Annotated in this window: 9 protein-coding genes; 6 read left to right on the forward strand and 3 right to left on the reverse strand. The window is 63.2% G+C overall.

The annotated features are described in order from the left end of the window. Nucleotides 1-538 precede the first annotated feature (538 nt). The 3 genes from VLU25_17665 to VLU25_17675 are packed head-to-tail and all read right to left on the reverse strand — an operon-like array spanning nt 539 to nt 5,630. Nucleotides 539-1,702, reverse strand: coding sequence for a histidine kinase (locus tag VLU25_17665; GenBank protein HSR69765.1), 1,164 nt, complete (start codon nt 1,700-1,702; stop codon nt 539-541). Beyond that, a complete protein-coding gene (locus tag VLU25_17670; GenBank protein HSR69766.1) occupies nt 1,699-3,612 on the reverse strand; it encodes a TonB-dependent receptor in 1,914 nt (637 codons plus the stop codon). The genes VLU25_17665 and VLU25_17670 overlap by 4 nt, the downstream gene beginning before the upstream one ends. 14 nt (nt 3,613-3,626) lie before the next feature. Then, complete coding sequence (locus VLU25_17675) at nt 3,627-5,630, reverse strand: pyrroloquinoline quinone-dependent dehydrogenase (protein ID HSR69767.1); 2,004 nt, start codon at nt 5,628-5,630, stop codon at nt 3,627-3,629. 334 nt (nt 5,631-5,964) lie between these two features. On the opposite strand from VLU25_17675, the gene VLU25_17680 reads away from it, so the two are divergent. The 6 genes from VLU25_17680 (at nt 5,965) to VLU25_17705 (ending at nt 14,621) form a co-directional block, all read left to right on the forward strand. Next, a complete protein-coding gene (locus VLU25_17680; GenBank protein HSR69768.1) occupies nt 5,965-7,461 on the forward strand; it encodes a PLP-dependent aminotransferase family protein in 1,497 nt (498 codons plus the stop codon). Nucleotides 7,462-7,530: 69 nt separating this feature from the next. After that, complete coding sequence (locus tag VLU25_17685; protein HSR69769.1) at nt 7,531-8,082, forward strand: hypothetical protein; 552 nt, start codon at nt 7,531-7,533, stop codon at nt 8,080-8,082. A 117-nt stretch (nt 8,083-8,199) separates the two neighbouring features. Then, entirely contained in the window at nt 8,200-9,996 is a 1,797-nt protein-coding gene (locus VLU25_17690; GenBank protein ID HSR69770.1) for a M3 family oligoendopeptidase, read from the forward strand. Between the two features lie 47 nt (nt 9,997-10,043). Continuing rightward, nucleotides 10,044-11,006, forward strand: coding sequence for a MauE/DoxX family redox-associated membrane protein (locus VLU25_17695; protein ID HSR69771.1), 963 nt, complete (start codon nt 10,044-10,046; stop codon nt 11,004-11,006). 128 nt (nt 11,007-11,134) lie between these two features. Continuing rightward, nucleotides 11,135-13,465 carry an NAD(P)-binding domain-containing protein gene (locus tag VLU25_17700; GenBank protein ID HSR69772.1) on the forward strand — a complete coding sequence of 777 codons (2,331 nt, stop codon included), beginning with the start codon at nt 11,135-11,137 and terminating at the stop codon, nt 13,463-13,465. 235 nt (nt 13,466-13,700) lie between these two features. Further along, nucleotides 13,701-14,621, forward strand: a complete 921-nt coding sequence (locus VLU25_17705) for a hypothetical protein (GenBank protein ID HSR69773.1) — start codon at nt 13,701-13,703, stop codon at nt 14,619-14,621. Nucleotides 14,622-14,946 lie beyond the last annotated feature (325 nt).

Raw genomic sequence — 14,946 nt, forward strand, 5'->3', positions numbered from 1 at the left:
AAAGACGCTGAAGACTGCTGTGCTTACGCCGATTGCCAAGCCGAGTGTTACGACAACGCAGAGAGTAAAAGCGGGGCTCGACCGCAGGCGGCGCCAGCCATAAAGCAACTCTCTCTCAAAACTCATCGGGTCTTACCGGCGAGAGTGTATCATGGCGGCTAGTCGCCGGCACGCAAGGATATGTCCGGGAGGCGGGTCCCGAAGTGGGACGCTGTGATCAGTCTTCTTAGAGTCATGTCATTCTCCTTTTATAGGTTTGATTTACGCATATATAGCCTGGTTGATAGCATTGCCATCAAAGCGCGTAACCTAAGTAAGGCTCCGCCGCCGGAATCGAAGTAGCTAAACGACCATCGGAGTAAGTGTGCTCTAACCTGGGTGTAGAGAATCAGTGCATGCTGTCAGGAGCGTTGCCGACCCATGCCCCGGTCAGGCTTTTAGTAGCGATAATCTTCCTGGCATTTTACAAAAAAGAATAACTGCCTGTGAAGCACCTCAGAGTGGTCCTTTCGGACCGATACGATATCCGGGGGTTCCTTTATTTTGCTGCTGGTGGGGTCGAGGAAGCGGAGGGGAATTCGAGTTCGACGCGCAGGCCGCCCAGGGGGGATTGGACCAGGCGCATGCTGTGGCGGTCGGAGTAGAGGCGCTGCAGGCGCTCGGCGGTGCTGGAGAGTCCGCGGCCTTTGTCGAGCATCTCCTCGGGCTCGAGCCGGGAGCCGACGCCGTCGTCTTCCACCACCATCAGCAGCCGGTCCTGGCCGGAGGGGCGGATTTCCACCCTCAGGCGCCCCCCCTCGGAACGCGGGGAGAGTCCGTGGCGGATGGCGTTTTCGACCAGAGGCTGGAGCAGGAATGGCGGCACCTGCCGGGCGCTCAGGCAGGCCTCCACCTCGACCTCGCTGTGCAGGGTCCCGGCAAATCGGGTCTCCATGATCTCAAGGTAGATCTCAAGGGTCTTCAGCTCTTCCTTGAGCGGGACCAACTGACGGCCCTCGGCCGCCAGGGAGAGACGCAGCAAGTCGCTCAGCCGCGTGATCATGCGGTCGGCCGCTTCCACGTCCTCATGCATGAGGGAGGAGATCATGTTGAGGGTGTTGAAGAGGAAGTGAGGTTGCAGGCGTCCCTTGATGTTCTCCAGGCGGGCCTCCAGCAGGCGGTTTTGCAGGTGCGAGGCTTCCAGTTGCTGCCCGCGGAAACGGGCGTAGTAATACCAGCCCTGGGCCAGCAGCACGATGACCCAGTAAAGGCCCACGTCTTTGTAGAACTCGTAGAGCAGGTCGTTCCTGAAATCGACCCAATCGCTGCTGAAGACGTAGGTCTCCGCAAAGAGCAGGCCCAGGGCAATCTTGCGCAACAGGACCATGCCCCCGGTGTGGGCCAGCGAGAAGAGGGGAAGAGCCAGCAGGTGGGCGGCCAGGTGCCTTTTCCACGTCTCCTTTCGCAGCGGGAAGCGGCGGGTGACCCAGGCCACCAGAGGCACCAGCAGGCCGATCATGTAGAGGCTGGACATCTCGTAGATGATGGGTCTGTAGGCCGGAGTGCCGAAGGGCGCCATGTCGGTTACCGCGGTGGCCGCGTTGAGGACACCCAACGCCGTCCAGAAGGCGAAATAGATGCCCCATCGCAGCATGGCGGAGGGGACCAGATCGGCCACGGTAAAGCGCTCTGACCTGTCGGCCGACTGCCGGCGGGCAATCATTGCAGCCTCCATCTCAATCCGCCGTGAACCAGGCGCGGCGTCCCCAGCCGTTCCAGCGGAGTGGCGTCGAAGGCATAGCGGCGGTCCAACAGGTTTTCAGCGGCGGCGAACATTTCCCAGGACTCGCCCAGGGGAAGGGAAGCGCTGAGATCGACAAGGGCATAGCCGCCCAGGCGCACCGAGTTGAGGTCGTCGTTGAACTGGCTGGAAAGGTAACGCACCTCGATTCCGCCCTTCCAAGCCGGCGTTTGGCGGAAGAGTCCCAAGGAGGCCTGGTGGAGAGGAGCCTGGGGAAGGCGGAGTCCGCTCGATTCGACCTGGGAGAAGGAATAGAGATAGGCGGCGCGCATTTCCCAGGCGCCCCGGCGGTGCCGGCCTTCGAATTCCCATCCCCGGATGTCGACCGGCCCCAGGTTCTGGCGGCGGCGCAGGATACCGTCGGGGCCGCTGCTCAGGGTGACGTTTCCCACCGGATCGCGGAGAGAGGTGGCGAAGGCGTTGAAGCGCAGCAGAAGGTGGCGTCCGGGGTGGAGGTCGAAACCGGCTTCATATCCCCACAGACTCTCCGATGCCAGCTCGGGATTGGCCAGCGTGAAGGCATTGCCCACCTGGAAGGGGCGATGAAGTTCGTTGAGCGTGGGCGCCCGGAATCCGCGATAGAGAGAGGTGCGAACGGTGAGGCTGTGGGCGGCCCTCCACACCAGTCCGGCGCGGGGGTTGGCTTCGCCCTGGGTGGAGTTGTTTTCCCAGGCGTCCAGGCGCAGGCCCAGCAGCAGGTCGAGGCGGGGATGGAGGGTGCGCACGTCCTGCAGGAAGAGTCCGGCCAGGTTCTGGGCCCTGCCGTCCCATTCCACCCGCCTCCAGTCGGCGCCGATCAGCAGGCGTCCGCTCAGGGTGGCGGAGATGGATGATCCCAGCGCCAGCGTGTCGAAGCGCTGCACGGCGGTCTGCACCTCGCTGTTGCGGTCCGGCGAAAGGCGCGAGAAGCGGTTGTCGAAGCGTCCGCTTTGCAGGTGGAAGCTCCAGCGCCAGTTGGGACGCTGCAATCCCGCCTGGAAAAGCTGAAAGCGGGAACCGTTGCGTTGCAAGGGGGTGCCGTTGCCGCGGTCCTCGTGATAGAGGTTGACGGTGGCGTGCAGATCCTTGTAGGTCAAGCGTCCCAGGAAGCTTTGAAAGGCCAGGTCGAGAGGACGGTCGATCCGGCCGCGCTGTTTCTCGGGGACCACGAAGAATCCCTGGCTGTCGAAAAAGCGCCCGGCCACCAGGTAGCTGAGGTCGCCGCCGCCGCCGCCCGCCGCCGCCTGGCCGTTGAAGGACTGGAAGCGTCCGCCCTCGATTTCGCCTTCCAGAAAGGTCTCTCCCGGAGAGCGGGTGAGCAGTTGCAGGGTGCCGCCCAGAGCCGAGCTTCCGTAGAGCTGGCTGCCCCCTCCGCGGGCCACCTCCACCGCTTCAAGGGCCAAGGTGGGCAGCCGGTTCCAGTAGACCCATCCGCCGAAGGGGTCGTTGAGCGGGATGCCGTCCAGCATGACCAGCGAACGGCTGGCACCGCTGGGTCCGATGCCGCGCAGAGAGACGCCTTGGGTGGTGGGGTGGGCGATCAGGCTGCTGGAGCGGCGGAAGAGGCTGAACCCGGGGACGCGCCGCAGCTTGTCGTCCAGCGTCAGTCCGGCGGCGTCCATCAGGTCCTGACGGTCGAAGCGCGTGACCAGCGAGACCGAGTCGGCGAGTTCCTCACGCTGCCCCGAAGCCGTGACGACGATGGTTTCCTGCAAAGGCGGAGGCTCTTCCTGGGGCTTGCGTTCCTCAGAGGAGGCCTTTTCCTGCTCTTTCCTCTCGTCCAGAGCGGGAGAAGCCACCGCCAGGACCGTCGTCAGCGCGGCTGCCAGTAATCCGGTCCACACGAACTTCATTATGCCATCCGCCATCAGTCCTGCCCGCCGGGCAGGGCGAAGGCCACCAGTTGATCGGAGAGGGTGGTGCCCAGGCCACCATGTCCTCCGGCGGCGATGACCACGTACTGGCGGCCCTGGTGGATGTAGCTCATAGGGGTAGCCTGTCCGCCTCCGGGCAGCGCGTGACTCCACAGCTCCCTTCCCGTCTTGAGATCGAGGGCGCGCAGATTCTCGTCCTGTGCGGCGGAGACGAAGACCAGTCCCCGGGCGGTGATCATGGGGCCCCCCAGGGTGATCGAACCCCACTGCCTGGCCCGGGGATGGTCTTGCAGGGCCTTGACGTAGCCGGCCGGGATCTCCCAGAGGATTTTCCCCGCCTTAAGGTCGAGCGCCACCGTTTTGCCCCAGGGAGGAGGCGTGCAGGGAAGCCGGCTCGGCGACAGCAGGGGCCTTCGGCTCATGCCGTAGGGCGTCCCTCTCTGAGCTGTGAATTGCAGGTCGAGGCGGTCCTTTTCGGCTTGGCGCCGGCGCCGCTCGAAGTCGTCCCGGGGAACCAGGCTGACCTGGAAGGCCAACTGATTGACGTTGGTGACCATGATTCCGCTCTCGGGGTGCACGGCGGCTCCTCCCCAATTGACTCCGCCCACGTTTCCCGGCCAGAAGAGGCTGCCTTGCAGGCTGGGCGGAGTGAAGACGCCTTTCCAGCGCAATTCCTTCAAGGCCCGGCTGCAGTATTCCCTGTCTTCCTCGGAGATCCCCCAGGCTTCCGGTTCGTCCGGCATGGGGTCATGCAGCCAGGGCAGGGAAGAGAAGGGCTGGGTGGGCCAGGATTGTTCTCCTTCGACGTCGCTCTGCGGCACGGGACGCTCTTCCACCGCAAAGACCGGTTTGCCGCTTTCCCGGTGGAGGACGAAGACCTGTCCCATCTTGGTGTTGGCCACTACCACGGGGACGGTTTCCCCCTCGCGCTGCAGGTCGAAGAGGATGGGCTGGGCGGCGATGTCATAGTCCCACAGGTCGTGGTGGACGACCTGAAAGTGCCAGGCTACCGAGCCGTCCTCGGCGCGCAGGGCCACGATGCTGTTGGCGTAGCGGTTGTCGCCGGGACGCTCGCCGCCGTAGAAGTCGGGGGCGGCGCTTCCCGTGGGGACGAAGACCAGGCCGCGTTCAGGATCGGCGGAAAAGACCGTCCAGGCGTTGGCGGCTCCCGTGCGCCTGGCGGACTCGGGATTCCAGGCCTCCCATCCGGGATCGGAGGGCCGTTTGGGGACGGGGTTGAAGCTCCAGCGCAGGCGTCCGCTGCGCAGGTCGTAGGCCCTCACCGTTCCCCACTCGACTTCAACCCGTCGGTTGTCGCCTTGGGCCGATCCCACCACCACTATGTCGCCTACCACCGTGGGCGGGGAAGTGACTTCGTATTCGCCGATTTCGACTTGGCCCACACCCTTTTTGAGGTCCAGCGGACGACCCGAAGCGAAGTCCTGGCAGGGGCGTCCCGTGGAGGCGTCCAGAGCATGCAGACGGGCATCCTGAGAGGCGAAGAAGATGCGGGCCGCGCAAGCCGTCCCTCGCTCGGCTCGGGGATCGCGCCAGGCGGCTACGCCGCGCGTCACCAGCGATTCGGAATAGCCTTCCTCCAGATCGATCTTGGGATCGAACGTCCACCTCTCCTTTCCGCCCGCGGGGTCGAGAGCGATGACGCGGCTGAAGGGGGTGGAAAAATAGAGCGTTCCCTCAAAGAGTATCGGCGTGGCTTCGAACTTCGACTTGCGCCGTCCCCTTTCTCCCCGGCTGACGTCTCCGCTGCCATAGCTCCAGGCCTGCTCGAGGCGGGCCACGTTGTCGGCCGTGATCTGGCCAGCCGGCGAGAAGCGGGTGCCTCCCATGTCGGCGCCATAATGGGTCCACGTGCTTTCGCCGTCCTGCTGGGCGGGCGCTGCGGTTGGTGATTGTGCTTCGGCCCAGAAACCCGCCGGCGCCAGCATCGCCAGCAGGGCCGCAACCAGAAGGCTAGCCTTTCGTCCCGTCTTTTTCATGCAATACTCCAGTCTGACCCGCTTCACTCCCTGACGGGCACCATTGCACGCCACAGGGAAAGACGGCCGCAAGGGACAAGTGACGAGAAGGGGATAAGGCGTGACGAACGGGGGAGCCAGGGTCGGCGGCGGATCGCCGCTGCTCAGTCGACAGAGCCGGACAGAAGCAAGGCCCGCCGGGGCGCCTCCGGAGAACGAGGGGTGTGCGGCTTCATTCCCCGGGCGCGCCTGAGCGGGCCCCGCAACTCAATAAGATGGCAAACTTGGCGTATACTCTAGGCTGGATAATGGCCTGGTTCGTAGAGCCATTTTTTGCTTTTTCGGGGGTCCAATTATGGCGGCCAAGAGATCTTCAGGTGCGATTCTGGCGATGCTGGCGCCGCGGCGCTCCAGCTCGGTTCCCCTGCAGCGGCAGCTTTACGAGGCCATCCGGGGGGCCATTCTGGAGGGAGGACTGCCTCCGGGAACCCGTTTGCCCTCCAGCCGCGCCTTGGCGGAAGAATGGAGCCTGGGCCGCAATACGGTGGTCAATGCTTTTGAGCAACTGGCGGCGGAAGGCTATCTGAACAGCCGCATCGGTTCGGGGACCTACGTTTCCGACAACCTGCCCGAGGAGTTTCTGCAAGTTGAAGAAGGCCAGGCGGCACCGGCCCGAAATCGAGGGGATCTGGTGTCGACCTCCCTTTCCACAAGGGCTCAGTGGTACGCCGATCTGCAGATGACTCCCGACCCCGAGTCGCCCGTCCCTTTCTCGCCGGGACTGCCGGCCCTGGATGCTTTTCCCGCCGAGCAGTGGCGCCGCATCGCCTCACGCCGCATGCGCCGCATCACGCGCCGCGATCTCAGCTATGGAGATCCCAGCGGACTGACTTCGCTGCGCCAATCGCTGGCCTCTTATCTCAACACGGCGCGCGGAGTGCGCTGCACCTGGCGCCAGATCCTCATCCTCTCCAGTTCTCAGCAGGGACTCGACCTTTGTGCCCGCGTCCTGCTCGAACCCGGCGACCGGGTGTTGATGGAGGAGCCCGGCTACCTGGGCGCACGGGGGGCCTTGGGGGCGGCTGGGGCCGAGCTGATCCCTGTCCCGGTGGACGCCGACGGCATGCGGGTGGAGCAGGGCATCGAAGAGACCCCTGGGGCCCGTCTGGTCTACGTGACCCCCTCCCACCACTTTCCCCTGGGCCCGATGCTCAGCCTGCGCCGCCGCCTGGCCCTGTTGGAGTGGGCCTCCCGTTCGGGAGCCTGGATTGTGGAGGATGACTACGACAGCGAGTTCCGCTACTCCGGTCAGCCCTTGGCTTCTCTGCAGGGGCTGGACGAAGGCGGACGGGTCTTCTATCTGGGCACTTTCAGCAAAGTCCTCTTTCCCTCCCTGCGTCTGGGATATCTGGTGGTTCCCGAGTCCTTGGTCGAGGCTTTCACCTCGGCCCGATCGCTGATGGACGGTCACCCTCCATCCTTCACTCAGCAGGTCTTGGCCGACTTTATCGAAGAAGGACACTTCTCGGCCCACATCCGGCGCATGCGCGGCCTCTATCGCCGCCGCATGCTCAGTCTGGTGGACGCCCTGCGCGAGGAGACCGGGGGCGGGACCGAGGTGAATCCTGTCGAATCGGGTATGCACCTGGTGCTCGACCTTGAGGACCACGTGGACGACACGGCTCTAAGCCGCCGGGCCTGCGAGGAACGAATCGACGCTCCTTCGCTTTCCCGCTACTACCTGGGACCTGCACGCCGAAAGGGCCTGCTTCTGGGCTTCTGCGGAGTCCCTACCCACGAGTTGAAGCGGGGCGCCGGAGTGCTTGGAGCATTGCTTGAGTCTCTTGGATGAAGCAGGTAACTTGCTGTACCCAATGGCCTCAAAGCATGGTATCCTCTCTCGATTATGGTTCCGTTGCTCATGACCCTGTCGGTCCTCTTGGTTGCTTTTCAAGAGCCTCTTCAAATCGAGGCCCGCTCGGTCATGCGGTCAGAGCTTCCCGAGCCGATTCCCCCTCAGGTCTTCCACGAAGGGTTCGCCTTAATCGAGGTTCAGATCACCAATCATCGCCAGGAGGCGTGGAGTTTCGATCCCGAAGAAGTGGTGCTGCGCAATCCCAAGGGCAAGATACTGAAGCAGGCCGTGGGGACCGACATCGCTCCCCGCCTGGTCGATTACTATCGCGGAGGAAGGCCCCTCTACGGGGCGGAAGCTTACGGGGGCAGCCGCATTCCCCGTCAAACCCGCTTGGACAGCCGTTCCCATCCCTCTCAGGCTGGATCTTCGAAAGTGCCGGCGACCATCGGCCAGGAAATCCGTGATTTATTCGACTCTTACCGTCTGCAGCCCTCCACCCTCGAGGCCGGGGAGAGCGTTCAAGGGTTCCTCTACGTTCAGAGCAAGCACTCGGGAACCCGTTTGCGCGGCGGACAGGTCGAGTTTCCTGACGGACTGCGGGCGTCGATCCGGTAGAGCACCGCTGGGGGGCAGCCGAATGAGCGGCGGAGGGGCTGAGAAATCAGCCGGCCTTGCCGGCAAACAAGCTAGAATGAAGACGGTTGGCGTAACGATATTGTTGAGGAGACATAGATGGGTCAGCAGGCGATGACAGTTGAGAAGACGGGAGCCGAGGAGATTCGCTGGGATCTGAGCGACCTCTACGAGTCGATCTCGGAGTTGGAGCAGGCTCTTCCCCGCATCGAGAAAGAGGCCGAACAATTCCAGAAGAAGCACAAGGGTAAACTGGCTTCCTATGATGCGGCTGAGATGGCCCAGGCATTGCAGGAGTATGAACAGGTTCACGACCAGGCCGGACGCGCCTATTCCTTCTCCTATCTGGATTGGACCACCAAGACCGGAGACGCAGCCAAAGGAGCGACGCTGCAAAAGGTGCGCGAGTCATACAACCGCGTCAGCCAGACCCTGCTCTTTTTCGAACTGGAGTGGATCGCCCTTCCCGACGAGAAGGCCGAGCAACTGCTGCAAAGTCCAGCCTTGAACGGCTACCGGCATTATCTTGTCCTGCAGAGAAGACTCAAGGAGCACGTCCTCAGCGAGGCGGAAGAAAAGATACTCGCCGAGAAGTCGGTGACCGGGCGTTCGGCCTGGAACCGCTTCTTCGACGAAACGCTGGGCACCGCCCGCTTTACCTTGCAGGGCGAAGAGATGGGCGAGCAGGAGGTGCTGGCCAAACTTCACGACAGCGACCGTGACCTGCGCCGGCAGGCGGCTCTCTCCTTGACGGAAGGCTTGCAGAGGACGCTGCGCGAGACGACTTTCGTTTTCAATACGCTGGTGGCCGACAAGGCTTCGGACGACCGCTTGCGCAACTATCCCCACTGGCTGGCCTCGCGAAATCTGGCGAATCAGGTCAGCGATGAAGCGGTCGAGAATCTCATCGGGGTGGTGACCTCGCGCTATGACCTGGTAGCCCGGTTCTACAACTTGAAAAAGCGCCTGCTGGGTTATGACGAGTTGTTCGACTATGACCGCTATGCTCCCATCGTCCAGTCCGATCGCCGCTACGACTGGGCCGAGGCCCGCACGGTTGTGCTTGAAGCCTACCGTGCCTTTCATCCTGAAATGGCCCGTGTTGCCGAGATGTTTTTCGACAAGGACTGGATCGATGCACCCGTGGGCCGGTCAAAGCGGGGGGGCGCCTACAGCCACAGCACTGTCCCCAGCGCTCATCCTTATGTCTTCCTTAACTACACCGGCCGCGACCGCGACGTCCAGACGCTGGCTCACGAACTGGGTCACGGGGTGCATCAGTATCTGGCCCGCGAGCAGGGCATCCTCCACTGCGACACTCCCCTGACCATGGCTGAAACGGCTTCCGTCTTCGGAGAGATGCTGGTGTTTGAGAGCCTGCGCCGCAAGGAAGAGAATACCGCCAACGAGCTGGCCATGCTGGTGGGCAAGATCGATGACAGCATGGCTACGGTTTTCCGCCAGGTGAGCATGAACCGTTTCGAAGCCCGGCTCCATACCGCCCGGCGTGAAGACGGCGAGCTGTCGTCCGAACGCATCAGCGAGCTGTGGATCGAGGCCCAAGGGCAGATGTTTCAGGGCAGCGTGACCCTGCTCGACCATTATTCCATCTGGTGGAGCTACATCCCCCACTTCATCCATACGCCCGGCTATGTCTACGCCTACGCTTTCGGAGAGCTGATGGTGATGGCTCTTTTCGCCCGCTACCGCGAGGAGGGCGAGTCCTTCGCCCCCAAGTACCTGGAACTTCTGACGGCCGGCGGGTCGGACTGGCCCTACGAGCTGGCCGGCAAGGTGGGGGTCGACTTGCGTGACCCCGACTTCTGGGCTCAGGGCCTGGCAGCCATCGAAGCCCTCATCGACAAAGCCGAGGAACTGGCCGACGAATTGGCTTAAGAGGCTCCTACCAAGGTCGAACGACCACTAGGTTATAATCTACTATCATGAGCGAGCAGTCCTTTTCCTGGTGGCGAGTCGGAATCGGTAAAGCGGGCGGCGTCTTTCTGGGGGCCGTACTCCTCTTCGCGGCTTGGGCCAAAGCCATCCATCCCGACCTCTTCGTCGAGCAGATTAGCCATCACGGACTCGACTTTCTGCTCTCGGCCCAAGCGGTGGCCTACATCGCGCTGGTCATCGAGATCGTCCTGGGTATGGCTCTGCTGCTGGGCGTCGACCGTCTCTGGGTGCTCTGGCCCAGCGCAGCTTTGGTGGCCTTCTTTCTCTTCTTAACGGGTCACAACTACTATCTCGACAGCCAGGGTCTGCTGGAGGAAGGCGCCGGTTGCGGCTGTTTCGGAAGTCTCGTCCAACGCACCCCGGCCGAGGCTTTCTGGCAGGATCTGTTGCTGCTCGTGCCTCCCTTGATGCTGGCCTTTTGGGGACGGCGCCGGGGAGAGTCGTCCTTCCCGACTTTGCGCCTGGCCGCCGGTGTTCTTCTTGCGGGTGCCGGGCTTTGGCTGACCGCCAACGCCTACGAGTTGCCCCTTGACGATTACGCCACCCAGCTCGCAGAGGGCGACCGGGTGGAGAAGATCTGCCTGGGCGAGGGCGCCGGGGAGGTGTGCCTGCCTGACCTGTTTCCCGGACTGCAAGAGGGAGACCACGTCGTCATCCTGTCCAAGCTCGGTGACGCCCAATTGCTTTCGGCCATGCCCCAGATCAACCAGTACGCCATGAGCGGCACGGGACCCAAGCTGTGGGTGGGCACGCCCGACCTTCCCGAAGAAATCTTCAACTTCACCTTCAGCCAGGGACCGGCCTTCGAGCCCCGCGAAGTGTCGGAGACCTTCCTCAAGCCGCTGGTGCGAAGACTGCCGCGCTCGTTTGTGGTGCGCGACGGGGTGGTGGAGGAGACCTTTTCGGGCTTGCCGCCGCTGCAGGACCTGTCGGGGCAGCCGGCCACCTGATCGGCTCGCGGCCTGATTTCCCGTTGTCGGCTATCCGACCGCCCCCTGAATGGATTTTCCCTCTGGCGGCATCCATGTTTAAGAATGGTCGCAGGGGTTGAAAACGATTTGGGAAAGGTTGATGCTCGATGGGAATCGGTGCTGTCCTGGCTCGGCCGGTTGAAGCGGTCAAGTCTCTCTTCGATACCAGTTTTGATCCGGCTCGGGCGCGGCGTCTGCCGATCACCGGCGAAGCGGGCGAATCTAACGTCAAGGGACTCTACCTGGCGGGTGAAATCGCTGGTACGCCGCTGATCAAGCTGGGGCTCAACCGTGGACGGGCGGTCATCGACCATATCCTCAAGAACGATCTCAAAATAGATCCCCAGACCCGTGCTGAAGAGGCCGGCGGTTGGGACCGCAACCAGGACCGCCAAGGCGAATGGCTGGACGTGCTGATCGTGGGTGCCGGGTCCGCCGGCCTGGGCGCCGCCGACCGCTGCCAGCAGTTGGGGCTGCGCTATCGGGTCATCGAGTCTCAGCGTCCAGCCCAACTGATCCGCAACTTCACCAAGGGCAAGCCGCTCTACATGGAGCCGCCTAACGAAGAGAACCAGACTCGCCTCTACTGTGAGGAATGCAAGAAAGAAGAACTGCTGGAGAAGTGGGACAAGCAGATCGAGCAGCTTGGGATCGCGCCCAACATCCGGACGTTCGAAACGGTGGAAGGCATTCAGCGCCAGGGCGACAAGGACGGATTCAAGGTCGAAACCGACAAGGACCGATACCTGGCCCGCCGCGTGGTGCTGGCTATCGGCATGGCAGGCAATCCCCGCCGCCTGAACGTCCCGGGCGAGAGCGAGCACGGCGACCGCATCGATCAGAACGTCATCGATCCCGAGGACTGGAAGGACCGAGAGCTGGTGGTTTTCGGGGCCGGCGACGTGGCCTGCGAGGCCGCCGTGGCACTGGCCGATCAGGGCAACCGGGTGGCCATGGCCGCTCCCGACAAGGAGTTCACCTTCCCCAAGCAGCGCAACATCGACAAGATCAGGGAGCGCGTCCAGCAGGGCAGGATCGACCTCTACCTTCACCATGTCGCCGAAGAGATCGGGCCCGAGACGGTCACCATCAAGAGCCTTGAGGACGGATCGAACAAGCAGCTCCCCGCCCAACACATCTTCCGCTGCATCGGCTCCGACTTGCCCCTCGAGTTCTTCGACCGCCTGGGTATCCGGCTGGAGGGCAGTTGGAACCTGCGGCGATGGGGAATCCTGGCGGCGGCCTTCCTGGTCTGCTATTTCATCTACGGCGCCAAGGCGTCACCTCCCTTGTGGCCTTTCAACATTCCTTCTGAGCTCTTCGGCGGAGAGAGCTTCGGGCAGTGGTGGCAAGGACTCCAGATCGGCGAAGGACGCTGGGGCTTCAAGGTCAACGGGTCGTTCTGGTACTCGCTGGCCTATTGCCTGGTGATGACCGTTTTCGGCATCAAGGCCTACCGGCGCTGGGGCGTGCGCTATGACGACAGCTACCAGAAGAAGCGCTTCACTTCGCTGGTCGCCGCCCAGTGGACGCTGGCCTTCCTCATTCCCAACGGCCTTATGTGGTTCATCCACGGACTGTGGCCCGACAACGCCGTGCTGGGATGGCGCGACAACTGGTGGCACGCTTCGGGATTCGAGTACGCTTTTCCGCTCTTCTTCTGGCAGTTTTTCTGGGATGTGGGGTGGCTCTATCTCGTCTACGGCCTGACCGCCACCTTGGTGGTGATCCCCCTTCTCACCATCTGGCACGGCAAGCGCTACTGCACCTGGTTGTGCGGATGCGGGGGTTTGGCCGAGACCCTGGGCGATCCCTGGAGGCATCTCGCTCCCAAGGGCGACGTTTCGATTCGCTGGGAATGGATGAACGCAGCCGTGCTGGTCTGGGCCGTGGCCGCCTTGGTTCTGGTGGCCGGCAAGATCGGATTGGGCTACTGGGTCAGCGGAGTGGGGTTCACCGCCCCCACCGTTGCTCAACACGGCATCCTCACGACCTACCTCTTCAGCGGCTACGGGCTGATCGCCGACATCTGGCTGGTGGGCATCATTCCCGTGGCCCTCTATCCCATCTATGGAGGCAAGATCTGGTGCCGCTACTGGTGTCCTCTGGCCAAGTGGATGCAAATGACCAGCCGCTGGTTCGGCACCCTTCAGATCTCGTCCAACGACAAGTGCATCACCTGCGGCGAGTGCTCGCGTTACTGCGAAGTGGGCATCGACGTGATGGCCTTCGCCAAGAACCAGGAGGACTTCCACAACGGCAACAGCTCCTGCATCCAGTGCGGCGTCTGCATCACCGTCTGCCCCTTGGACGTCCTCAGCTTCAACAACAACCACACCGGCACGGCGACCGAAAAACTGCAAAGCTGGCTCCCCCCATCCCAATCCCGCCCACTCCCATCCTCCTCCGCCTCCCTCATCCAAATCCAGGTCGACTAGATTTCGACCTGTAATTCTTCAGGTGTATCTAAAGTGTAAAAAAGCATCAGAGGTGCATGTTAGATTGCCTGACATGGCACATGAGAGCATATACCGAAGATCGTCGAAAGGGGAAGCGTGGGAGGGCGGGTACGGAGCAGGGAGGTCAAGGAGCGCCGACTGCTTCGACGGGGGGCCTTGGCCGGACTGGTTGCCTTGGGGGTATGGTTTTCCCGGCGAACTGGCGCGGGAGTGTTTGCGCAGGTGGTTGCCGGATGGCGGCTGTCCGGCACGGGTGCTGGACGGCTGCGGAGGATCGGGAGCGGCGGCGGTGCAGGCGCTCTTGCAGGGGCATGAGGTGTGGGTGTGCGAACGCCACGCTCTGGGCCTGCTGGCGGCCCGCGCCCGGGCCCGGGCTGTGCAGATGGACCCGCAGCGGCTGGAGAAACTGCGCCTGGCCTTCCTGCAATTCGGCGGACGGCTGGCGGTGCGTCCCCCTATCCCTGCGCGTCGCGGACTTTGGCACAGCCAGTTGAGAAGGCAGGCTTTGGCCGTGGAAGACTTCATCCTGGGCTGGGAAGAAGACGACCCTGAAGCGGCCGACTTGCTGCGTCTGGCCTTGGCGGCCGCTTTAACGGAGGCCGCTGAGCGTCCCCAGGTCCTGCGCAAGATCCGCCCCTCCCGGCGGGCGCGGCGGCGGCAGTCGGGACTGATCGGGTTGTTGGCGGCTCGCTTGGGGCGAATGGTGGAGGATCTGCGCCGGCTGCGTCCCAAAGTGGGCGAACGTCCCTCGATGACGGCCTATTTCTTCAATGAGGCTTTTCCAGCGCCGCAGCTTCCCGCTCGGGCTTTTGATTTGATCTTGCTGAGCTTGCCGGATGGGTCGCTTTGCGGCTCTGCCTTTGCTGGCTCGCTCGACCTGCCGCTGCTCGATGCGGACTTATTGCCTCCCGGCGCCCGCTGGAAACCTCGGCCGGAGTTCCCCCGGTTGGAGCACGGCGTCTTGCAGGGCCTGCGCCGTTGCCTGCGAAAGGACGGCCGGGCGGCGTTGTGGATGCCCTGGGCCGCCGAGCAAGGCGGCTGGCCTTGGCCGGCCTCGCGCAGCGGCCTGGAGGCTGCCGGCTTGCGGGATGAGAGCAGCGGTATTCCGGGACTGCTGGTCCTCAAAACGGTTTAGGCGGACCAGGGCCACTAGGTGGCCAGCAAGTTCACAAACGAATCAAGTTTCAGTGACCGCGGTGAAGGCCCAATTGCTCTCGGCGGTATGAGGCTGCTCGCTACTCCTAGTGCGGTGCGTCAGAAGTTTTGAGCCACCCTGTCGCGTTACTCCACGCTTTCCTCCGAAGCCTCGCCTCGCCCTCCCTGCCTTTGGAGGAGGAAGGGGCCCGCGAATCTGTCCGTTGCAGGACAAGAAACGGAGGGTGGTCCTGGCTCAGAATTTCTTGACAGGCAGCACTAGGTCGTGCGCAGCGAGCGAAGGGGGTCGACCTTCGTGGCGCGCC

It is taken from the genome of Acidobacteriota bacterium (assembly GCA_035471785.1).
GTDB lineage: Bacteria > Acidobacteriota > UBA6911 > RPQK01 > DATIPO01 > JANQFM01.